Below are 21540 nucleotides of genomic sequence, written 5' to 3'. Positions count from 1 at the left end.
ACAGTGAGGCTGGGTCATGAGCAAGGTGCGGGTAGGTATTATTTTTGGTGGCCGTTCGGCCGAGCACGAAGTCTCGCTGCAATCGGCGCGCAATATCGTCGACGCCCTGGACCGCACGCGCTTCGAGCCGGTCCTGATCGGTATCGACAAGGCCGGCCACTGGCACCTCAATGACACTTCGAACTTCCTGATCAACCAGGAAAATCCGGCGCTGATCGCCCTTAACCAGTCCAACCGTGAGTTGGCGGTGGTGCCAGGCAAGGCCGGCCAGCAAGTGGTAGAAACTTCCGGGCAGGGGCCGCTGGAACACATCGACGTGATCTTTCCCATCGTCCACGGCACCCTCGGCGAGGACGGCTGCCTGCAAGGTTTGTTGCGCATGGCCGACCTGCCTTTCGTCGGCTCCGATGTCCTCGGCTCCGCAGTGTGCATGGACAAGGACGTCAGCAAACGCTTGCTGCGTGATGCAGGCATTGCTGTCACGCCGTTTATCACCCTGACCCGTCGCAATGCGGCGCGCACGTCCTTTGACACAGCGGTGAAAAAGCTCGGCTTGCCAATGTTCGTCAAACCTGCAAACCAGGGTTCTTCGGTGGGTGTGAGCAAAGTCGCCAGCGAAACCGAGTACCACGCCGCCGTTGAACTCGCCTTGGATTTTGATGAGAAAGTGTTGGTGGAGTCCGCCGTTCAAGGCCGCGAAATCGAGTGCGCCGTGTTAGGCAATGACAATCCCATCGCCAGCGGCTGTGGCGAGATTGTGGTGAGCAACGGTTTCTACTCCTACGACAGCAAATACATCGACGCCCAGGCCGCCCAAGTGGTGGTGCCGGCTGATATCAGCGATGAAGCCAGCGAGCGTATTCGCCAGTTGGCTATCGAAGCATTCGAGGTGTTGGGCTGCTCGGGACTGGCCCGGGTCGATGTGTTTCTCACCGAGGACGGTGAAGTACTGATCAATGAAATCAACTCGCTACCCGGTTTCACCCGCATCAGCATGTACCCCAAGCTGTGGCAGGCGGCAGGGATGAGTTACAGCGAGTTGGTGAGCCGCTTGATCGAGCTGGCGTTGGAAAAGCATGCAGGGCGTAAAGGGCTGAAGATCAATCGTTGATTGATCAGCCGGCGGGATGTTTTGTAGTGAGCGGGCTTGCCCCGCGCTGGGCGGAGAAACCGTTCCAATAAGACCGCCGTGTTGTGTCAGGTGGAGCGCGGTAGCTGGTTTTAGGGCGGCTTCGCCACCCAGCGCGGGGCAAGCCCGCTCACTACAGGGGCGTGCGGGTGATCCAAGAGTAGATCAGCGTCTTTGGTTCCTGCGCGTGATGAGTCCTTCGGCGGTAGCTCGCGAACGTCGGTGATGTGCAGTAAGTGCATACCTCACTCACCTCGATATGCTCCCGTCGAACGCCCGCCGCTTGCAGCAATATCAGCCCATACCCACTCAAATCGAACCAGGCACTTCCCGCTTGCGTGGCATGGGGTGGTGCAATCTCGGGTGACAGCAACGGCGCTGGTTGTTCGACACTCCACGGCGCCTGTTCATCGCGCCACAGGTGGCCTTGGTCTGCCTGAAATTGTGCGATGAATTCCTCGCTGACCTCATAACAACAAGGTTTGATCGATGGTCCGATGGCCACCCGCAGTTGATCCACGGTAATGCCCTCATCGGCAAAACGTTGTACGGCGTTGGCGATGATCCCGCTTTGCAGGCCTTTCCAGCCGCCATGTACGGCTGCAACCATTTCGCCGTTTTTGGCAGCAAAGAGAATAGGCAGGCAATCGGCCGTGATCACCGCAATCGGCTGCTGTTCGCGGGTGAACACACCATCCGCTTCGACCGTGTTGCTCACCTGGTCGGCCTGCCATTTGACGACCGACGCACTGTGAACCTGCTTGCAGATGAACACATCTGCCGGGCGCAGCTGATCATCGATCGAACAAAAACCATGGTCGACGCCAGGGATGGCGCCGAGAGTGTCTGCCTGCTGCACAAGCGTTCTCCGCTGGAAATGTTTAATCGCCGAGGGCTTCGCCTTCACGCCGAGGGTCCGCGCCACCGCTTAGCGACACCTTGCCCTGGGCGTCCCGCGTACGCACGATGGCCTGGATGCCGCTGGTCATATCGATCTCGCTCAGTGCGTGGCCTTTGTCCTTCAACGCTTGTTTCAATCCGGGGCTGAACAGACCGGCTTCCAGTTCGGTCGCGCCATTGCGGCTGCCGAAATTGGGCAAGCTGATGGCGGTTTGCGGGTCGAGGTTCCAGTCGAGCATGGCCACTAGGGATTTGCTCACGTACTCGATGATCTGTGAGCCGCCCGGCGAACCCACGGTAGCCAGCAACTCGCCGCTCTTACGGTCGAACACCAAGGTCGGTGCCATGGCCGAGCGCGGGCGTTTACCGGGCTCGACGCGGTTGGCCACCGGCTGGCCGTTTTCTTGCGGGATAAACGAGAAGTCAGTCATCTGGTTGTTCAGCAAAAAGCCCTGGACCATCACATGGGAGCCGAACGCCGCTTCCACGGTGGTGGTCATCGACACGGCACCGCCCAGGTCATCCACCGCCACCACTTGGGAGGTGGAAATACGCAGCGGCGAGCGGTCCGGCGCGTACGCCACCTGGATGCCCGATGGTTGGCCCGGTTTGGCGATACCCATGCTGCGTTCACCGATCAGTGTGGCGCGTTGTGCCAGGTAGTTCGGTGCGACGAGGCCCGCGAGGGGGACGGGTGTGAAGTCTGAGTCGGCCACGTAAAGTGCGCGGTCGGCAAAGGCCAGGCGACCGGCTTCAGCGATCAGGTGCACGGCTTCGGGGGTGGGTTCAAGTCCGGCAGGCGAGGTGCTTTTCACGGGTTTCATCGGCGCTATGGCCAGGCGCGGGTCGCGGGCTTCCACGGCCTGCAACGTACCGAGGATTTGCGCTACAGCAATCCCGCCTGACGATGGCGGTGGCATGCCGCACACCCGGTACTGCTTGTAGTCGGTGCACAGCGGTGTGCGTTCCTTGGCTGCGTAGCCCTTGAGGTCAGCCTGCGACAGGCTGCCCGCATTGCGATTGACCTGGACCTTGCGCGCGATCTCATCGGCAATCGGCCCCTGGTACAGCGCGTCCGGTCCTTCTTTGGCAATGCGCTTGAATACGGCAGCCAGCGCCGGGTTCTTCAACAGCGTGCCAGTGGCTTTAGGTGTGCCATCGGCATTCAGAAAATAGGCCGCCATATCCGGCGACTGCGGGATGTAGCGGTCGGCGGCAATCAGCGCGTGCAGGCGTGGGGAAATCGCAAAGCCTTGCTCCGCCAATCGAATGGCCGGCTCGAACAACCTGGCCCATTGCAGGTGACCGGTTTTCTTGTGTGCCATTTCCAGGGCACGCAAGACTCCCGGCGTACCAACCGAACGTCCACCGATCTGCGCTTCGGGGAATGCCATGGGTGTGCCGTCGGCCTTCAAGAACAATCGTTCGGTCGCCCCGGCCGGCGCCGTTTCACGACCGTCATACGCGTGCACGGTTTTCCCGTCCCAGAGCATGATGAACGCACCGCCGCCGATGCCGGATGACTGCGGCTCCACTAGGGTCAACACCGCCTGCATCGCAATCGCCGCATCGATGGCCGAGCCGCCCATACGCAATATCTCGCGCCCGGCTTCGGCCGCCAGTGGGTTGGCGGCGGCGGCCATATGGCGTTCGGCGTGTTGGGGGGTAAGGTCGGTTCGGTAACCCGAACCCAATTCCGGTGCGGGAGGTTGTTCAGTGATTTGGGTGTGACAGCCGGCCAGGGCGAGGGCTGCGGCTATCATCGACAGTTGACGGCGGGAAATCGGAAACACGCGTTGAACTCCGTTCATTGTGAGAATGATCTGTTGTCCTTGGTGTCGTACTTTTTACAGGTAAATCGTGCCTTGCAGGTAGAGCACTGCGTGACCGGCGATAATCACGCGGTCGCCCTTGAGCTCACAGCGCAGTTGCCCGCGACGCTCGCCACCCTGCTCGGCAGCCAATTGTGACTTGCCCAGGCGCTTGGCCCAGAACGGCGTGAGCGAGGTGTGCGCGGAGCCGGTGACCGGGTCTTCATTGACGCCCACGTTCGGGCCGAACCAGCGGGAAATGAAATCAAACCGCGCGCTTTTGGCCGTTACCGCAATCCCGCGTTTGGGCAGGCCTTTGAGACGGGCGAAGTCTGGTTTGAGGGCGGCGACTTGGGCTTCGTTGTCCAGCAACACGATGTAGTCATCGGTGGCATACACCTCGGCGTGCTCAATCCCCAGCGCGTTCAACATCCCGACGGGCGGTTCGCAACGTTCGGGTTGCTTGGTCGGGAAGTCCATCGCCAGTTCATCGCCATTGCGCGTGACGCGCAACTCGCCGCTGCGGGTGGCAAAGCGCAACACTTCAGGCGCTCCCGGTAACTTATTAATCAATACCCACGCCGCCGCCAGCGTGGCATGGCCGCACAGGTCCACTTCGACCTCCGGGGTGAACCATCGCAACTCGTAGAACTCACCACGGGGCACAAAGTAGGCAGTTTCGGAGAGGTTGTTTTCCGCTGCGATGTTCTGCAGTTGCTCATCGCTCAACCATTCGGTAAGCGGACAAACGGCCGCTGGATTGCCGCCAAAGACGGATTGGCTGAAAGCATCGACTTGAAAGATATCCAGTTTCATCGAGAGCACTCCGTGTGGGGGGAGTCGGACACTAACAGCGGGTCAAACGAGCGTCAAAATACAGATGCGCGTTTTTTTTGAGCGCATGAAGTAACAGTTGTAATTAAGCAGGGGCGGAACTGGAAAAGGCAGGTGCCCACTAGGCAGTTGTAATTGATTCTGTCTGGGAGCGAGACCATGCGTACAAAATTAGATCCTCTTCTCAAGGTACAGAGCGACCCTAGTAACGGGTTGACGAGTTGGCGCCACGAAAAAAGCCCGCCATTGTTGCCGGCCGTGTCGTTGACCCACTATCAAACGCTGCAACCGACCTCGATGCAGTTCGACGCTTGTCTCAAGGATGGCAAGGTGCAGGTTGATACGACACTTGCAGGACGTGATATCGCTAGCCACCTCAACCTGCCGAACAAACACTTTGTGGCCGATGGTCCTTTTGCAGCTGGCAGTCATGCATTGCGGATGAAGGATGAGCGTCAATATCTGTTTCATATTCAGTCCACACCGGCTGTCGCGGCGGTGTTCAAAAGCAGCCTGTCTGATACCGCCGGCGACGCGAGCGACAGTCCGGGGCGTGCGCATGTGGGGAGCGTCAGTGCGGTTCAGACGACAGCAGAGGGGCAGCAGTTTCGCCTAGAGAGCGGGCGACTGTTTCGCTTTGAACCCCTCACGTTGTCCTGGATGCCCGACGCGGATACCCGTGCATTCAGTCGCATTGGCCTGACGAACGAAGGGCAATTGCTGAAGACGCCCGAGGGGTTTGTTGACAGCAGTGCGCAAGGTCGAACCACGGTGCTGCTGAGCCAGGCTCAAGAGGGGTCTTTTGTGCATCTTCAGGGAGCTGACACACAGACAGTGCGACCGGTCGACGAGGCGGGTTTGCCTGTGCAACTCACGCGTATCGGTCTTTCGGGAAGCACGCTGTATGGCGCGACTGCGGACGGGGAACTGGTTTGCGCTGACTTGCGCCTGGTGCGGGACCACACGCTGCCGATGGTCCGGCAATCGGTCGATTCGCTTGAGCAGTCGTTGAAGGGGGCGGTCCGTGTGGAGGGTTTTTTTCATGATGATGCGGGGCAACTCAATGCCCAGGTTCGCGATGTGCGTGAGCAATCGCACAGCGTGCCTTTGGGAGACAACAACGCGCTACGCCCGCAATGGAACCTCAGTGACGTGCTGGTCAAGGGCATCGAGAAGGGGTTGCCACTTCCTGGTTTACAGGCGTTGTCGGCGGCGGTTGATCTGGGCGAACGGGGCAAGGTTGCACTGGATGCAGGCACCTTGTTGACCTGGGATGCGGTGACACAACGTTGGGGAAACGCTGGGCAACCCGGTATCGACCATCTGGAGCGCGGCCTGGACGGTCGCGCCTATGTGCTGCAAGAAGGACAGTTGAAGGCAGTGGTCATCAGTAAGGTACGCGACCCGCTGTTTGAGGGCGCCAGCCATGATCTGGCCGCGCTTCCCGCGCCACGCCCGCAGGTGTCCTTTGGCGAAGTGCTTGCAGGGAGTTGCGATAAGGGCATTACCGGATTTGCTGTAGCGGATGGCCGCAATTTTGTGACCGTCGATCAGGGTAACCAACTTCAGGTTCATCAGGACGGGCAGGTCAAGCCGTTGCAACTGTCACCCTCGATTGACATAAAGACACTCGCCCTGGATCACGTGGGCAATCTTTATGCACACACCCAGGGTGGCGAATTGTTCAGAGCGGATCGTCAGGTCTGGCAGGGCAATTCTGGGGGCGCGAAAAACTGGAGCAAGGTTGAACTACCGGATCGCCAACCTTTGGAGTCCTTGCGGATGGGGGCCGACAAGCACCTGATTGCTGGGTGGGGTAAGCAGTTCCATCGATTGGAGAATGCCACTACCACCACGCTAGAGTGGGGGCCGGTGCAGGCGGCAGCCGAGGTGCCGTTACTGGCTGATAAGTTGGCGGGCATGCAGGTACGTGCACAGTTTCCGGGTGGTGCGCTGACGGTGGGCAGTAATGTCATGGGGCAGTCCCGGGAGGGGATACCGCTCAAACGCGATTTTTTCCAGGGGATCAAAGCGCACTTCCATCCCTTGGAGGCCCTTGGCCAAAAGGCGAAGGATGTTCAGCACCATTTCACGGGCCGACAGGGTTTGGAGGGCATCTACGCAGACGATAAACGCCTGCACGAACAGCTCAAGCCTCTGGCGCAGAGCAAGCCGATTCCTGCTGACTTGGGAGCTCGGTTAAGCGTCTTGAGCGAAGCCGGCCTGCGACAGGCGTTGGCAAAAGAGATCCGCACCGCGCTGACCGAGGTAGAGGACAGTAGCCAGTCCAGCGCACGCCGCTTGGGGGATACACACGGGGTGGCGTTTGACCCCAGGCCCACGTTGAGCAGGGCGTCGATTAACCCTGACTCGACGTTGCATCAACTGTACGAGGCGTTCAAGAGAGTTTCCCCCTCGGCGGAAAAAACGACCGCTGCGCTGTTGGCCAATTTTGAGGGGCAGGACCTGGTACTTCCCACCTGGAAGCCCGAACGCAAACGGGATCTCGATCACCCCTCGGCGCTTATCGAAGGCGACCTGATTCATCACGCGAGCACGCTCAAGCAATTGACTGATTTGGTACAAGCGCTTGACGGTACGTCAGGCCATAGTCCAAGTGCTTTGGCGCGCATAGAAACGTCGCTGCATGACGTCATGAAAGCGTTTAAAGACAGTCCCGTGCATACGTTAGCCAGCCAAGGTCTCGCCAATTACGATCAGGCGGAATCGTTGTATGGCAACTTCAAGTTGTTGGCCAAGGACCTTGGCACACCAGGCTCCGCCCTTCACTGGCATCTTTCGGGCCTGTTGGGGTTGCCCACCGATGTCTCCATCAAGGAGGCAATGACTCAGCAGGTACAGCACCTGAGCAGCGGCCAGACCCTTGCGCCTAGCCGAAGCCAAGGTAAAAGCCTGGGGTTGATGGTGACGGAGATAAAGCCGGTGGCCCCGGTGGAATTTTTCTTGGGGGCCTCCAAGTCCCACACCCATGGCGTGAGTATCAGCCGTACTGACACGGGCGCCAGGGTTGAGATCAGTACCGATGATATGCGGCGTCTGGCCGGTTCGGTGGGGTCTGGTGTCACGCTGGGACGGGGATCGGGGGCGTTGGGGCCAGGCTTGAGGGTTGCGGCCGAGTTGACTGCGGCGATTGCAAAAAACACCGGGTCAAGCATCGGCTTTGACGTAAAAGAGGCAGACTTTGGCAAGATGATGTCGATCCTTACTGGCGAGAGCGGTACTGTCTGCGATCTGTTGGCGCTGGGTGACGGGCACGCGGCTGGCAAAAGTTTGAAGCTCAGTGGCGATTTCAATCTGGATGCACTTGCGCAATTGCGCATGATGTACAGCCCACAAGAAAACATCGCTGAACTGGACTCGGTGATTCGCGCCGGTATCGGTGGGGTGGCTAATCTCAATCTTGCGCACATAGATAAGAGCCAGTCTTCCAAGCGCACTGCAACCGGCATCAGCCACGGCGCGGCGAGCAGTGCGCAGCTCTTCAGGCAGGGCGGTGTGGGTGCCAATGTTGCGCCGTTCAACGTATTGGCGTTGGGCAGGGTCGAAAGCGGCGGGCCCAGCATGGCGATGTTTGCATTGCCGGAGCTGTCGGTCATGGTGAAGTTTGATCGTGGGCAATCACAGGCCTACAGCTTTTCGTTCAAGCATCCGCAACCGGTGACTCAGTCGCAGATTGATGATCTTAAACGCAGCGTGTCGCTTTACTCGCCAGCTTTCAGGCGGGATATGGCTGCAACTGAGCTGTCGGGGAATACGGTGGATCAACAGCTGGCCACGTTGCGAAGGTTTTTCGCGAATCATCCCCCCGTGGCGACGAAGTCGGACGCCTATCACACCATCAGCCAGTCACTGGACAAGTTGATCGACCAACAGGACTTGATGAACAGCGGGTTGCGCCAACTGGCGTCGGTCGAATCTTCCGTCACACGTGTGGGGTTGCGGGACGATGGGTACCATGCCTGGCTGGATGATGTGGCTCCGGCCAACAAAGCAGCGATTGAACAGTGGCTGAAGGATGACCCTCAGTTCTCCCAAGTGCTCAATCAGTTGCAGCAGGGAGAGGGCACCTCTGTGACGCTGGGTATGGAGCTCAAACCACAGGTCCTGCATGCAATAGGGCGTAGCCATCTTGCTGGTGAAAGTGCCGAGCCACTGATCAGGCAGGCGCTGAGTGATCGTAACAACCTGCGTGTTAAAAACATGAGCCTGAGCTACACCGCTACCCAGTCCCATGGCATGTCGATACCGGCCATGACGAATCTCAGTTTTTCCAGTAGCGCCGGGCTGAGCCACACTCAAAAGCGCGTCAATGCTTATCTTGAATACGGCGTGGACGCCGATAAGCCGTTGCGAATGAACCTGAACGATACTCTGGGCAGTCTGCCCAGGCATGATCTGACCATTGACTTGGGAGACCTGCGAGTGAGAACGCAGGCCCAGCCAACGACCTGAACCGCAACGACCCTTGTACTTTTCACAAGGCATAAAAAAACGGCCTACCTTTCGGTAAGCCGTTTTTAGTACTTGGTGGTACACAGTCATTTGAACTGGGTCTGTATAGTACTGTTATATATAGGTTTTGTTGGTCTATTGTGGGTTAGGCATACATGTGGGCATACATGCCCCTCCTTGCTACCTCTCAACCATGCCCTCAGCATTGGTAGCGATCACGAATGTACCGGTTGTAGTAAGAGCCCTTTGAGCTAGCTGACATCAACCCTTGGTGGACCGTCGGGGGGACGTTACAGAAGTCGTAGGAATGCCCTTGCTGAAAGCGGATTCTCATTCTCTTGGTGGCAGCATCGTAGCCAACAGAGGTCATTGCATCAGATCGAACAGCAACCATATCCATATCACTTTCCCTAGCAGCGACGAGCTCCAGATTGGTAGCTCGATCACTCGATAATAAGCCAATCCGCCGGGTGTTTGCTTCAGAGGTCTAAAACCCGCTGGGAGACCGTGCTTTCGCTAACCTCAGTAATTGGGTGAAGCGGTAAATCGCGACGTGTATCTCATCTAGCGTATCCCCGTCCCACTCCTCAACCGTCTCTAACTCAGCTCGTAAACTGACGATACGCTGTTCGATTTCTTCGACTTCAGCGGCACCGCATTGCCTAGCGATTGCCTGCCAGTCGTCATCAGAGATTTTTTCGTGGAGAGCCAAGCCGGCTCGGGCATTTACGATCAGCTTCTGAAGGTTACTCATCTGATATCTCGGGTGGGCGGCAGAAAAAGGTGCTGGGGACCCTGTCGATATCCTGAGTATACGGGGCATGAAACCCGCGGGATCGTGGTAGCGGCAGCCGCACCAGCTTACTGAAATTTCAACGTTGAAATTGAAAGGATCTTGAAGAGAAAAGGGCATCCTTACCGGATCTGTAACGGTCATTGGTTTCGTTCAGGATAGTGAACGATTGTCCTGGTCAACTCGGTCAACCAGTCAACTAACTTTGGAGCCCATGCGCCATGCAGCCGATTTCAGTGATGCCTTGCTGGAAGCTTGCTTTGTAGCCAGCGAAATCGTCGCACACCAACTTGCCATTCCACTGGCCAAGGAAGTTACGCGCATGTTCGCCCGCACGGCTCGGGCTGAAGTCATAAACCACTGCCTTGAGCGCTGAAAACGGCGTAGTGCAGTAGGCCCAAACGTAGGCACGATGGGTCTTCTTCTGGCCCGGCGCGAGCATCTGCACTGGCGTTTCGTCAGCGTGGATCACGCCTTGGGCAAGTACCGTTTCGCGTAACGCATCGACCAGCGGCTGGAGCTGCACGCCGGTTTGGCCGACCCATTGCGCCAGTGTCGAGCGAGCAATAGCCAGGCCGGCACGGCCAAAGATTTTCTCTTGCCGATACAGCGGCAAATGGTCAGCGAACTTGGCCACCATCACATGAGCCAACAGGCCTGCGGTCGGGATGCCTTTGTCGATCACTTGCGCCGGCACTGGTGCCTGGATAAGCGTTTCACACTCGCGGCAGACCCATTTTCCACGTACGTGTTGCTCGACCGTGAACACGCCCGGCGTGTAATCCAACTTCTCGCTGACGTCTTCGCCGACGCGCTGTAGCTGGCAGCCGCACGCGCACTGGGTGTTCTCAGGTTCGTGGCGGATCACCGTGCGTGGAAACTGCGGTGGCAACGGTGCACGCTTGGGCTGCTGACGCGGTTCGGCCGGTGCCGCAGGCGGGTTGACCGCCTTTAACTCAGCCTCGATTGCTGCGATATCAGTATCAAGCAGGTCGTCGAGCAGGCTGCCCTGATCAGGGCTAAGTTGCTCGCTGCGCTTGGCGAACTTGTGCCGTTTGAGCAGTGCGATTTCGTGGGTGAGCTGTTCGTTGACCGTTTCGATCCGCTGGATCTTCTTGCCCATCGTGTCGACCTGCGACAGCAACTGCGCAGCGAGTGCACGCAGTTGGTCGGGGGTCATGTGATCGATATTGGGCGAGGAAGTCATGCCCTGGATTTTACCAAAGCAGGTCGCTTGAGGCAGTAAGCCAAGGCGCTAATTACAGCCTTTTAAAGCAGTGTGATTGCGCCACCAGCTCCAACCCTTTGCCAAGGTAAACCGAGCACCAAGGCCTGAAGTTGCTCGTTATCCAGCTCCATTTCACAGCCTTGTCGAATACCAGGCCAATGAAATTTACCTTGGTTCAACCGACGTGCAGCCAGCCAGACGCCAATCCCGTCATGCACCAGAACTTTCATGCGGGTAGCGCGACGATTGGCAAACAGATAAGCGCAGTGCGGCTTCGCCGCACCGAACACCCCAATCACTCTGGCCAGCGCTGTTTCAGTGCCAGCACGCATGTCCATGGGTTCGGTGGCGAGCCAGATGGCATCGATGCGAATCATTGTGTGAGCCCACGGACAAAGCGGGCGCATCCTTCAGGATCAGAAGTTGGCCATTTCACTGTGATCGATTGATCGCCAAACGGCAGATCGATGACCGCCGCCGTTTCAGTCGGCCGCTTTGGCGTAGATTTCACTGGAATAAAAACAGGTAGCACCGCTGGCGGCTGATCCCGGTACAGCGGCATCCACTTTCGAATTACGTTGGCGTTGATGCCATGGCTGATGGCGACGCCGGAGATGGTCGCGCCTGGTTGCAGGCATTCCTGAACAACCTGGGCTTTGAACGATTTGGGATAAGAGCTTCGTTGGCGCATGGAATTCCTGACGTTAAGGGCTATAGCGTCCGCTTAAAAATACGCGGACACCATCGTCCTTAATGATGGAGTTCGGAAGGTGTGTTCACCGGCCCCTTACAATGTATGGTCAATATGGGGTCAATGTAGGGTGAACGCGGCGGTTTAGTAATTGCGCAGCTAGCACTGGTCGATCAGGTGGCAGACGTCAGCACCTGTGCACGGCAGAGATCATACAGCGGTTGCGTTGAGAGATATTTGAGCAGGCCGCTGCTAGCGCCGAATGCAATATGGTTTGGCGGTCAGTCATTGCCAAGTGTCTCAGGCGCTGTGTAACCGAAAGTCCCACGCCCTGCGCTTGAAGGGCAAAGCCAGCGAGGGTCGCTTGGTAGCTCGGGCGAAAAGCGTCTGCCCGCAGCACCTGAGCGCTGGCTTTTGCGTTACACGTTGGGGCAGCGTTACATCGGATGTACGCTATGTCGTTCAACTATGTAACGGGCGTGAAAGCCAATGAATCCGGGCACTTGACGAGTGGCGTTACACGAGTAACACGCGTTACACCGGATTTAGAGGGGGCAGGGTAAGTGCTCTCACACTGCCTTCCCAAATTGACCTTGCACTACATTCCCGGCTTCTAGGGAATCGAGATGATCGGCGTACCACTGCATCATCTGTGTGCGTTGCTCAAGGTACTGAGCCTTGTTGTAAATCCCTCGAACACCTTGCGCCTTGTGGCTGAGTTGGGCCTCGATATGGTCAGCTGGATATCCGTGCTCGTTGAGGATCGTGCTGGCGATGTGGCGGAAGCCATGGCCGGTCTGGCGGCCCTCGTAACCAAGGCGTCTGAGTGCCATTAGGAATACGGTATCGCTGCGGGGTTTAGTGCGGTCGCTTCTACCTGGAAACAGAAGTGGGTAAGCGCCGGTTATTTGCCGAAGCTCTAATAGTGCTTCCACTGCTTGAATGCATAGTGGCACCAGATGCTCACGACCTTTCTTGCGACCCTTGCGCTCGACTGGAACAGTCCACAGCCTCTTGTCGAAATCGAACTCTACCCAGTGTGCTTCTCGGAGTTCGCTGGGGCGTACAGCCATCAGGGTCAACAGCCTTAGGCCAAGCTGAATATCTTTGGCGTGGGGATAGGAGCGTATCGCTCGGAGTAACCCTGGAAGCTCATCGGGGGAGACGTGGGCGTAGTTCTCTGCCTTTCCCGAGGACAGAAATTTATGCACACCCTCCAACGGATTGTTGACTGCTCTGCCGGTCACTCGAGCTAGGTCATAGATATCTTTGCAGTAAGCCCTCACACGGCTCATCTGTTCCAGAATCCCCTGACGCTCAAGCCCTCTCAATAGCTCCATCCACTCCATCGCCATGATTGAGGTGTAGGGGCGTTTACCGAGCGAGGGGAATACATGGCGTTCAAGTGCGCCAAGTATCCTTTTGGCCGTACCAGCATCCCAGCCGCTAAGGCGAGACGTGTACCACTCCCTTGCCAATGCTTCAAAGGTGTCGTTGGCCGCATCGATCTCGGCGGCTTGGCGAGCTTTCTTGGAGGTGATCGGGTTCTTACCTTCCGATGCGTCGGAGCGTAGATCAGCCGCTTTCTGTCGAGCGAAAGCGCCACCCACTTCCGGGTAGCCGCCAAGACCAAGCCATGACCATTTGCCGTCCGGCTTCTTGTAGCGTAATTCCCAGGACTTTTGGCCGTTTGGCTTGACCCTGAAATACAGCCCTGGGCTGTCTAGTTCGCGGTATGCCCCGGCCTCAGGCTCCAGGCTGGAAAGTGTCGTGTCAGCGAGAGGGCGTCGCTTGATATCTGTGCGTTTCATCCTTGTATGCCTTCAGTTCAATTATTTATGAAGCATACACGTGGGCATACACGGAGGGGAAGGATAGGGATAGATAGAGGTGGACAGCCAGAAACAAGAAAGCCCGCACTAGGCGGGCTTCTTGAGGTGATTCATAGACTGCTGTAGACATCTATGGATCGGTACTTGGTGGCTACACAGGGACTTGAACCCCGGACCCCAGCATTATGAATGCTATGCTCTAACCAACTGAGCTATGTAGCCAAGTGGCGCGCATTATTCGCGTAGAACGGGAATGCGTCAAGCATTTATTTTTAATTTTTATCTACGCTTTCAACTGTTTAAGCGAAATCAACGAATCCGGCGACGAGTGGATCGCGATTCGCCCTGCCGATTACCTGAAAAGCCGGGTCGCGTTGGGCAGATATCCCTGCCGCCCAACACGTGGCCTGACGTTAAGGGTACTTCGGGTTGTGAGTGGCACGTTTAAGCTGTTCGCGTGCCCGTGACAGGCGCGAGCGGACGGTGCCGATAGGAATATCCAGTGCGTCGGCTGTGTCCTGGTAGCTGCCGTCGGTTTTGCCACACAGGGAAACACTCTTCCTGTTCAGGTCTGTCCATGAAAGTTGAATTCAATCCCGATGTGCAAACGGTCCAATCCGTGGATCAGCCAGCTGTCAGCCAGACCTCAACGCCTGTGCCCGTTAATGGCGTGGATGAGCTTGCTCATCTGTTTAACCTGGAAGTGGAGAACAATAAACAACCGCTGAGTAAGCGGAATATGAACATACGTGTTCATCCGATCGAACATATGGCGGAGCTTTATCGCCAGTTGGGTCATCCACGCGGCAATCGTTGGCGACGATGATGCAGGCGTTGCTGGGTGTGTATGGCGGCGAACGATTTGCCGACGGACTCAAGGTGATGCGAAAGGCTTTGGCAGACGATATCGCGGCCAGTGTGTCGTCATTGCCTACGGGAGCTCTTTCTTCCACCGTGAGAACTCGCTCAACGGGAAAACGTAATCGAAGCCGCTGCCAGACAGTGGGCGCGATCCAATTGCACAGTAATTGCAAAGGGTCATCTTGGGACAGAAGCATGTCAGGTGAGAGGGCTTTGGAAAGACTCATGCACCATAGGTCATCGCCTTCGTTCAAAGAGGGTGCAGATTCAGGCGTGACAGTAAGTTGAATCAATTTGAGCGCGAGGTTGAGTTGGTCCGTTGAGGCAAGCGCTAGCCGAAGCACCGCAAACTGAGGCGGAGGAGGCAAGGAGGGGGCAGCACCTGCAAGCCCGTTCTTCATCAGGGCCTCACAGCATTGCATCAAAGCAATTTCAGGGTAAAAAGATCTCCAGCTTTCGTGAGCGGTCTTCCAGGGAAATGCCCACCATTGAGCCCAAGCAAGATGGTCACTCATGGATAAGGCGTGGCTAATGATCATGAGCAGGACCCGCCGTTACGTCAGGTATCGCCTGCGCAAGCCGCTGTCGCCGGTTTAACAGGAAGAGTGAACCGGCCACCGTCACAATCAAACCACCCAGCACACCCACGAAGCAGGTCCACCAAAAGCTGCGGTCATCGGCCGGGATTAAGAAAGGTCCGAAGTAGACCAATCGCTTTTGTTCCTGGTAAGCCGTGGCGGGTACAAATATGACGCTAAGTTTTTGTGGATTGTCCACTGCGGTGGTCATCCCCGGAATACTGCTTGCGACCATTCTGCGAACACGGGCTCGGATATTGTCGGGGTCAAGGCGAGGATCGTGTTTGATGAAAACCGAGGCGGATGCAGGCTGCACCGGTTCTCCTGGTGCAATACGCTCGGGAAGCACGACGTGCACTCGGGCAACGATCACACCATCGATGTTCGACAGGGTGGCTTCAAGCTCTTGGGATAAGGCGTAGATGTAGCGGGCGCGCTCTTCCAGTGGCGTAGAAATAACGCCCTCTTTTCGAAACGTATCGCCTAGTGTGGCGCGAGCGAGTTTGGGCAGGCCTACAGCCTCCAGAGTGCGAACAGCTCGGCCTATGTCACTTGAGTCAACACTTACCGTTACACCATCCTTGGTCGGTATTTTTTGAGCCCGAATATATTTGTCCGCCAGTTCTGCAATAACTTCATTGGCCTCTTGCTCGGAAAGTTGTCGATGCAGTTCGACACGGTCACCGCAACCACTCAACAGAAGCAGAAAGGTGAGAGCCAGTAGCGTTGACTGCAGGAAGCGTCTGTTTGCTACTGCAGGTTGCATATTTTGTCGATGCACTGGGTTGTTTTACCGAGAGTTTTTACGAACAGGTGCGACATGAGCAATGCGTTGGAAAGATCATTTGGGTACTTACGTAACGCCTCCCTGTCTATGCTTTTGCTAAGTCTGCTGAGGTCTCTCGTTACTTTGTTTTTTGTTGTATCGAGCGCCGCTGCAGCGTTCGTTAGCAAACTTGTCGTTTCAAATTGTGCTTCCATATGCTTTGTCGAAATGGGACGTTCGAGTTGTGAGGAAAAAAAGTCAACATCAGAACTTGATGATGACCGATCAGATGATTGAACGGCGCTTTTAAGGCCGGTAAGCGCTATTGAGCTATTGTCTTCTACAAGCATTGGTAACCCCGGTAGGTGAGCAATGGTACTTTACGCAGGCTTGAAGTGTCGGCACCCTTTTAATCCAAGATGCACCTCCTCGGCTGGTGAGCCGAGGAGGTGCTTGCATTAACGCCTTTTCTCAGCAGCGCCTTTAACGTTGCTATCTTGAGTTGCGTCGTTGCTCAGCCTCAAGCCTTGAGTTTGAATTTCCTTCGACCGCTGACTTTCTGCGTCAAGGCCGGGGTTTCCAGCGGTCTCGCCGGCGCCGTAGGGGGAGTTATAAGGGTTGTAGGGGGCGTAACCGTTAACTTGAGACATAAACATTCTCCACTTCGTTTGTTTGAAATATAGTGCACTACTCAGCCATCATGCTTTTTGCATCGGTTTACAATATGACGTCTGACGTTAACTGGGTGGTGCTCGATAGTTAAGTAGTTCCAGTTATTTACAAAAACCGAATGCATTCCAAATATTTCCAAGCGCGCGAGGGTTTCAAACAACCGTTGAGCTAATCCCAAGTTGTCTCATTCGGTAATAAAAAGTACGTTTGGCAATCCTCAAGTCAGCCGCTGCCAGATCCACATTGCCATTGTGCCGACGCAGTGACTCTTCAATCAGTGATTTCTCAATGCGTTGTAAGCGTTCCTTGAGGCCTGCTTCAGATACCTCATGATCCTTACCCCTCACTGAAAGTGGAGGTAGGCCCAATACAAAGCGTTTAGCCGTAGAACTCAGTTCGCGGACGTTGCCTGGCCAGTGGTGGCATAACAGCTGTTGTAACAAGAAACTTGGGGGGTGGGGGAAAGTGCATTTAAAAGACTCCGCCTCTTGTCGGATCATGGTCAAGAAAAGCGGGATTATTCGATCTCTGCACTCTCGCAAAGACGGGAGCTGGATGTTGATGACACTCAAACGAAAATACAAGTCCCGCCGAAAAGCCCCTCGTTCAACCATTTCATATAGCGACTCTTGGGCCGATGCGATGACTCGCATGTCCACCGGGATAAACCGGGTCGAGCCCAGCCGCTCGACACCGCGCGACTCCAGCGTCCGCAATAGCTTGGCTTGCAAAGAAAGAGGCATGCTGTCGATTTCATCCAAGTATAAGGTGCCTAGATGCGCGGCTTCGATAAAGCCTGCTCTGGACTGCACAGCGCCGGTATAGGCTCCGCTATTGACGCCGAATAGCTGACTTTCCGCGAGTGTTTCTGGAATGGCAGCACAATTCACAGCGATGAAGCTCCCTCGTCGCCCGGATAAACGATGGATTCGTTGCGCCAAGGTATCCTTGCCTGTGCCGGTTTCTCCCAGCAGCAAAATATCAATATTGAGCGGGGCAGTGCTACTCAACATATCTTCAATGTCGGGGTCATCAAGCAGTGAAATATCCGCTTTATTGTCCATAGAGTCAGAAGCCAACATTGATTGATTACTCCATAATCGCTACTGCTTCACTATTGGTATGCAGGCTCGCTTCAGTAGATAGAATTTTATAAGTGTTGTCACTTGCTGTTGAGTGTGTGGGTTGCCAATGTTGTGTAGGGTAAATTTGTTTTATACTTGGCGTTGAGTTCTTGTAATAAGATGAAAATGAGTAAATAGGACAAGTCTGAAATTTTTGATGCTTAGTGTGCGTGTTTTGATTATGGGTAAACAGCGCCTACAAAAAAGCCGATGCAATGCATCGGCTTTTATTCGCTGTATAAACCGCAGTTAACGCTTACACGTTGAAACGGAAGTGCATCACATCGCCATCTTTAACGATGTATTCCTTGCCTTCCAAACGCCACTTGCCCGCTTCCTTGGCACCGGCTTCACCCTTGAACTGAATGAAGTCGTTGTAGGCGATCACTTCAGCGCGGATAAAGCCTTTCTCGAAGTCGGTGTGGATCACACCAGCCGCCTGTGGCGCGGTGGCACCAACCTTGACGGTCCAGGCGCGGACTTCTTCGACACCGGCGGTGAAGTAGGTCTGCAGGTTGAGCATTTCGTAGCCTGCGCGGATCACGCGATTCAGGCCAGGCTCTTCCAGGCCGAGGGCCTCAAGGAACATGTCCTTTTCTTCGCCGTCTTCGAGTTCGGCGATTTCCGCTTCGATCTTGTTGCACACTGGAACAACCATGGCGCCTTCTTCCTCGGCAATGGCCTTGACCACGTCGAGCAGCGGGTTGTTTTCGAAGCCGTCTTCGGCAACGTTGGCGATGTACATCACAGGCTTGGTGGTCAGCAGGTGGAAGCCCTTGATCACGGCCTTCTCATCAGCGCCCATGTTCTTCATCAGGCTGCGTGCCGGCTTGCCTTCGGTGAAGTGTGCGATCAACTGCTCCAGCAGGCCTTTCTGGACCACTGCGTCCTTGTCACCGCCCTTGGCGTTGCGCGCGACTTTCTGCAGTTGCTTCTCGCAGCTGTCGAGGTCGGCGAAGATCAGTTCCAGGTCGATGATCTCGATGTCGCGTTTCGGGTCGACGCTGTTGGAGACGTGAATCACGTTCTCGTCTTCAAAGCAGCGGACCACGTGGGCGATGGCATCGGTTTCACGGATGTTGGCCAGGAACTTGTTACCCAGGCCTTCACCTTTCGACGCGCCGGCCACCAGGCCGGCGATGTCGACGAACTCCATGGTGGTCGGCAGGATACGCTTGGGATTGACGATGGCCGCCAGTGCGTCCAGTCGTGGGTCCGGCATCGGCACGATACCGCTGTTGGGTTCGATGGTGCAGAAGGGGAAGTTCTCCGCCGCAATACCGGACTTGGTCAGGGCGTTGAACAGGGTGGATTTGCCTACGTTGGGCAGGCCGACGATGCCGCAATTGAATCCCATGGTGTTTCCCCTCGGTAAGAGTCAGGCCTTCTGGCTGTGCAGGTTTTTCATCGCGCGGTTCCATTCACCGGCGAAGATATCCGGCAGCACGCCGAGGGCAAAGTCGATGCTGGCATCGAGTTTTTCCTGTTCGGCGCGTGGCGCACGACCCAGGACGAAATTTGAAACCATACTGGTAACGCCTGGGTGGCCAATGCCGAGCCGCAGACGGTAGAAATTATTCTGATTACCCAACTGCGCGATGATGTCGCGCAGGCCGTTGTGTCCGCCGTGCCCGCCGCCCAGCTTGAGCTTGGCAACACCGGGTGGCAGATCCAGTTCGTCATGGGCCACCAGGATTTCTTCGGGTTTGATCCGAAAGAAACCCGCAAGCGCCGCGACAGCCTGGCCGCTGCGGTTCATATAGGTGGTGGGAATCAGCAGACGAACATCCTGACCTTGATGCGAAAAGCGTCCGGTCAGGCCGAAATACTTGCGATCGGCCACAAGGTTCACACCTTGCGCGTGGGCGATGCGCTCAACAAAAAGGGCCCCCGCGTTATGCCGGGTCTGTTCGTATTCGGCGCCTGGATTTCCCAGGCCAACGATCAGTTTAATGGCAGTCACGACAGGGGCCCTTCCTTTGGAGTTGTGGATAACGTCGCCGACCTTGGTGCGGCGAAAGTGGACAACAATAGCTCATTTACTCAAGAGTAAACGCCGCGTTATCGCCCGCTTTCTCGCTACGTTCCGGTCCGCGATGTTTCCTCAAGCTCCGGCAATACAGAGTGGATTACTCTGCAGCGCCTTCTTCAGCTTCTGGAGCAACGCGTGGAGCGTGAACGTTGGCAACAGCTTTGTCATCACCGTGAGCCAGTGCGACAAACTCAACGCCTTTAGGGGCTTTGAGGTCGGACAGGTGGATGATGGCGCCGATTTCAGCGTTAGCCAGGTCGACTTCGATGAACTCAGGCAGGTCTTTTGGCAGGCAGGTCACTTCGATTTCGTTCACAACGTGAGAAATCTCGCCGCCTTTCTTGATCGGAGCTTCTTCACCGATGAAGTGTACAGGCACGATAGCGGTCAGTTTCTGGCCGGCAACAACGCGAACGAAGTCAGCGTGCATGATGAATTGCTTGGACGGGTGACGCTGCATCGCTTTAACGATGACGTTCTGCTTGGCGCCATCGACGTTCAGTTCGATAACGTGGCTGTAGGCAGCTTCGTTTTCGAACAGTTTGGCGATTTCTTTGGCCAGGATGGTTACGGATTCAGCAGCTTTGCCACCACCGTAAACAACAGCAGGGATGTTGGCGGCGTGACGCAGGCGGCGGCTCGCACCTTTCCCCAGGTCAGTACGCGCTTGGGCGTTCAGAGTAAAGTCAGTCATTTTGTATCTCCAAAATAGCCATCATCGAGGGGCGTTTGCGACCAGCGCCGTACTCGATATGGGCAAAAAAGCCCCGCCCCAACAGAATGCTGGGGCGGGGCGCTTTTCGTCAGTGGGGTGTTCCTAAGGTTTGACCCTTAGCGGAACATCGCGCTGATCGATTCTTCATTGCTGATGCGGCGAACCGCCTCGGCAACTACCGGTGCGATATCCAGTTGACGGATACGCGAACAGGCTTGAGCGGCAGCGGACAACGGGATGGTGTTAGTCACCACCAGTTCGTCCAGCATGGAGTTCTCGATGTTCTCGATCGCTCGGCCCGACAGCACAGGGTGTGTGCAGTAGGCGAAGACTTTAGCCGCACCGTGCTCTTTCAAGGCTTTCGCCGCGTGGCACAGGGTGCCGGCGGTGTCGACCATGTCATCAACCAGAATACAGGTACGCCCTTCGACATCACCGATGATATGCATCACTTCAGAGTGATTGGCTTTTTCACGGCGTTTGTCGATGATCCCGAGGTCCACGCCCAGGGATTTGGCAACAGCCCGTGCACGCACGACGCCACCAATGTCCGGGGACACGATCATCAGGTTTTCAAAGCGCTGGTCTTCGATGTCATCCACCAATACTGGGGAGCCGTAGATGTTATCTACCGGAATATCGAAGAACCCCTGGATTTGGTCAGCGTGCAGGTCAACCGTGAGAACACGATCGATACCTACCACGGTCAGCATGTCAGCAACGACTTTCGCGCTGATAGCCACACGTGCGGAACGCGGACGGCGATCCTGACGGGCATAACCAAAGTAAGGGATTACAGCTGTGATTCGAGTCGCTGAGGAGCGGCGGAAGGCATCAGCCATCACGACGAGTTCCATCAGGTTATCGTTGGTCGGAGCGCAAGTCGGCTGAATAATGAAGACGTCTTTACCGCGAACGTTTTCATTGATCTCGGCTGTAATTTCGCCGTCGGAAAATTTACCGACAGAGATGTCACCGAGAGGGATATGCAGCTGACGTACGACACGTCGAGCCAGATCGGGGTTAGCATTCCCCGTAAAGACCATCATCTTGGACACGCGCAGTACCTAGAGGCTGAGGGTAACCTGGATGAGTATTAGA

The 21540-nt window shown here is 56.2% G+C and carries 18 protein-coding genes, 1 tRNA gene and 1 pseudogene; 3 read left to right on the top strand and 17 right to left on the bottom strand.

Annotated features, from left to right (window positions below; translation table 11 throughout):
- Positions 1-16 precede the first annotated feature (16 nt).
- Positions 17-1111, top strand: coding sequence for a D-alanine--D-alanine ligase (gene ddlA, locus AC07V4_RS14220; RefSeq protein WP_492636748.1), 1095 nt, complete (start codon positions 17-19; stop codon positions 1109-1111).
- A gap of 151 nt (positions 1112-1262) precedes the next feature.
- Here the strand turns inward: ddlA and pgeF are convergent, their stop codons facing one another.
- Genes pgeF through AC07V4_RS14205 form a run of 3 tightly spaced genes read right to left on the bottom strand, consistent with a single transcriptional unit; the run spans position 1263 to position 4656 of the window.
- The gene (pgeF, locus tag AC07V4_RS14215; protein WP_492636961.1) at positions 1263-1988 is read right to left on the bottom strand and encodes a peptidoglycan editing factor PgeF; all 726 of its coding nucleotides are present in this window, start codon (positions 1986-1988) and stop codon (positions 1263-1265) included.
- A gap of 22 nt (positions 1989-2010) precedes the next feature.
- The gene (ggt, locus tag AC07V4_RS14210; protein WP_492636749.1) at positions 2011-3840 is read right to left on the bottom strand and encodes a gamma-glutamyltransferase; all 1830 of its coding nucleotides are present in this window, start codon (positions 3838-3840) and stop codon (positions 2011-2013) included.
- A gap of 36 nt (positions 3841-3876) precedes the next feature.
- Positions 3877-4656: a PhzF family phenazine biosynthesis protein gene (locus AC07V4_RS14205; RefSeq protein WP_492636750.1), complete on the bottom strand. Its 780-nt coding sequence runs from the start codon at positions 4654-4656 to the stop codon at positions 3877-3879.
- Between the two features lie 177 nt (positions 4657-4833).
- On the opposite strand from AC07V4_RS14205, the gene AC07V4_RS14200 reads away from it, so the two are divergent.
- On the top strand, positions 4834-9147 hold the full coding sequence (locus tag AC07V4_RS14200) for an AvrE-family type 3 secretion system effector (protein WP_492636751.1): 4314 nt from the start codon (positions 4834-4836) through the stop codon (positions 9145-9147).
- 199 nt (positions 9148-9346) lie between these two features.
- Here the strand turns inward: AC07V4_RS14200 and AC07V4_RS14195 are convergent, their stop codons facing one another.
- The 8 genes and pseudogenes from AC07V4_RS14195 to AC07V4_RS14160 all read right to left on the bottom strand — a co-directional run bounded on the left by AC07V4_RS14195 (position 9347) and on the right by AC07V4_RS14160 (position 14281).
- On the bottom strand, positions 9347-9517 hold the full coding sequence (locus tag AC07V4_RS14195) for a KTSC domain-containing protein (protein WP_493075492.1): 171 nt from the start codon (positions 9515-9517) through the stop codon (positions 9347-9349).
- 117 nt (positions 9518-9634) lie between these two features.
- Positions 9635-9901, bottom strand: coding sequence for a hypothetical protein (locus AC07V4_RS14190; RefSeq protein ID WP_492636753.1), 267 nt, complete (start codon positions 9899-9901; stop codon positions 9635-9637).
- A gap of 253 nt (positions 9902-10154) precedes the next feature.
- Positions 10155-11147 (bottom strand): annotated as a pseudogene (gene tnpC, locus AC07V4_RS14185) (IS66 family transposase); the annotation flags it as partial.
- Between the two features lie 62 nt (positions 11148-11209).
- On the bottom strand, positions 11210-11545 hold the full coding sequence (gene tnpB / locus AC07V4_RS14180; protein ID WP_157815127.1) for an IS66 family insertion sequence element accessory protein TnpB: 336 nt from the start codon (positions 11543-11545) through the stop codon (positions 11210-11212).
- Complete coding sequence (gene tnpA, locus AC07V4_RS14175; RefSeq protein WP_492636754.1) at positions 11542-11859, bottom strand: IS66-like element accessory protein TnpA; 318 nt, start codon at positions 11857-11859, stop codon at positions 11542-11544. Before tnpA ends, tnpB begins: the two co-directional genes overlap by 4 nt.
- Before the next feature lie 569 nt (positions 11860-12428).
- Complete coding sequence (locus AC07V4_RS14170; RefSeq protein WP_492636755.1) at positions 12429-13670, bottom strand: tyrosine-type recombinase/integrase; 1242 nt, start codon at positions 13668-13670, stop codon at positions 12429-12431.
- 166 nt (positions 13671-13836) lie between these two features.
- Positions 13837-13913, bottom strand: a tRNA-Met gene (locus AC07V4_RS14165).
- Positions 13914-14104: 191 nt separating this feature from the next.
- On the bottom strand, positions 14105-14281 hold the full coding sequence (locus AC07V4_RS14160; RefSeq protein ID WP_492636962.1) for a sigma factor-like helix-turn-helix DNA-binding protein: 177 nt from the start codon (positions 14279-14281) through the stop codon (positions 14105-14107).
- On the opposite strand from AC07V4_RS14160, the gene AC07V4_RS14155 reads away from it, so the two are divergent.
- Positions 14269-14517 carry a hypothetical protein gene (locus AC07V4_RS14155; RefSeq protein ID WP_492636756.1) on the top strand — a complete coding sequence of 83 codons (249 nt, stop codon included), beginning with the start codon at positions 14269-14271 and terminating at the stop codon, positions 14515-14517. The genes AC07V4_RS14160 and AC07V4_RS14155 overlap by 13 nt on opposite strands.
- A 563-nt stretch (positions 14518-15080) precedes the next feature.
- Here AC07V4_RS14155 and sctJ read toward each other — a convergent pair.
- The 6 genes from sctJ to AC07V4_RS14125 form a co-directional block, all read right to left on the bottom strand.
- Positions 15081-15896: a type III secretion system inner membrane ring lipoprotein SctJ gene (sctJ, locus tag AC07V4_RS14150; RefSeq protein ID WP_492636757.1), complete on the bottom strand. Its 816-nt coding sequence runs from the start codon at positions 15894-15896 to the stop codon at positions 15081-15083.
- An 824-nt stretch (positions 15897-16720) separates the two neighbouring features.
- Entirely contained in the window at positions 16721-17650 is a 930-nt protein-coding gene (locus AC07V4_RS14145; protein ID WP_492636758.1) for a sigma 54-interacting transcriptional regulator, read from the bottom strand.
- Between the two features lie 298 nt (positions 17651-17948).
- Positions 17949-19049 (bottom strand): redox-regulated ATPase YchF, encoded by a 1101-nt coding sequence (ychF, locus tag AC07V4_RS14140; protein WP_492636759.1) that lies wholly within the window; start codon positions 19047-19049, stop codon positions 17949-17951.
- 21 nt (positions 19050-19070) lie between these two features.
- Entirely contained in the window at positions 19071-19655 is a 585-nt protein-coding gene (gene pth / locus AC07V4_RS14135) for an aminoacyl-tRNA hydrolase (protein ID WP_492636760.1), read from the bottom strand.
- A 166-nt stretch (positions 19656-19821) separates the two neighbouring features.
- Entirely contained in the window at positions 19822-20418 is a 597-nt protein-coding gene (locus AC07V4_RS14130; RefSeq protein WP_431752663.1) for a 50S ribosomal protein L25/general stress protein Ctc, read from the bottom strand.
- 137 nt (positions 20419-20555) lie between these two features.
- Complete coding sequence (locus AC07V4_RS14125) at positions 20556-21497, bottom strand: ribose-phosphate pyrophosphokinase (RefSeq protein WP_003208392.1); 942 nt, start codon at positions 21495-21497, stop codon at positions 20556-20558.
- Between the last annotated feature and the right edge of the window lie 43 nt (positions 21498-21540).

The sequence above is a fragment of the Pseudomonas sp. GW821-FHT03A09 genome (assembly GCF_059421065.1).
The sequence above is the reverse complement of the archived record's forward strand: the minus strand, read 5'-3'. Positions and strand labels throughout refer to the sequence as shown.

Excerpts from the sequence above, each read along its gene's own strand:
- ddlA (WP_492636748.1), top strand. The coding sequence starts at position 17 with ATGAGCAAGGTGCGGGTAGGTATTATTTTTGGTGGCCGTTCGGCCGAG.
- ggt (WP_492636749.1), bottom strand. The coding sequence starts at position 3,840 with ATGAACGGAGTTCAACGCGTGTTTCCGATTTCCCGCCGTCAACTGTCG.
- AC07V4_RS14205 (WP_492636750.1), bottom strand. The coding sequence starts at position 4,656 with ATGAAACTGGATATCTTTCAAGTCGATGCTTTCAGCCAATCCGTCTTT.
- AC07V4_RS14200 (WP_492636751.1), top strand. The coding sequence starts at position 4,834 with ATGCGTACAAAATTAGATCCTCTTCTCAAGGTACAGAGCGACCCTAGT.
- AC07V4_RS14195 (WP_493075492.1), bottom strand. The coding sequence starts at position 9,517 with ATGACCTCTGTTGGCTACGATGCTGCCACCAAGAGAATGAGAATCCGC.
- AC07V4_RS14190 (WP_492636753.1), bottom strand. The coding sequence starts at position 9,901 with ATGAGTAACCTTCAGAAGCTGATCGTAAATGCCCGAGCCGGCTTGGCT.
- tnpB (WP_157815127.1), bottom strand. The coding sequence starts at position 11,545 with ATGATTCGCATCGATGCCATCTGGCTCGCCACCGAACCCATGGACATG.
- tnpA (WP_492636754.1), bottom strand. The coding sequence starts at position 11,859 with ATGCGCCAACGAAGCTCTTATCCCAAATCGTTCAAAGCCCAGGTTGTT.
- AC07V4_RS14170 (WP_492636755.1), bottom strand. The coding sequence starts at position 13,670 with ATGAAACGCACAGATATCAAGCGACGCCCTCTCGCTGACACGACACTT.
- AC07V4_RS14155 (WP_492636756.1), top strand. The coding sequence starts at position 14,269 with ATGAAAGTTGAATTCAATCCCGATGTGCAAACGGTCCAATCCGTGGAT.
- sctJ (WP_492636757.1), bottom strand. The coding sequence starts at position 15,896 with ATGCAACCTGCAGTAGCAAACAGACGCTTCCTGCAGTCAACGCTACTG.
- AC07V4_RS14145 (WP_492636758.1), bottom strand. The coding sequence starts at position 17,650 with ATGTTGGCTTCTGACTCTATGGACAATAAAGCGGATATTTCACTGCTT.
- ychF (WP_492636759.1), bottom strand. The coding sequence starts at position 19,049 with ATGGGATTCAATTGCGGCATCGTCGGCCTGCCCAACGTAGGCAAATCC.
- AC07V4_RS14130 (WP_431752663.1), bottom strand. The coding sequence starts at position 20,418 with ATGACTGACTTTACTCTGAACGCCCAAGCGCGTACTGACCTGGGGAAA.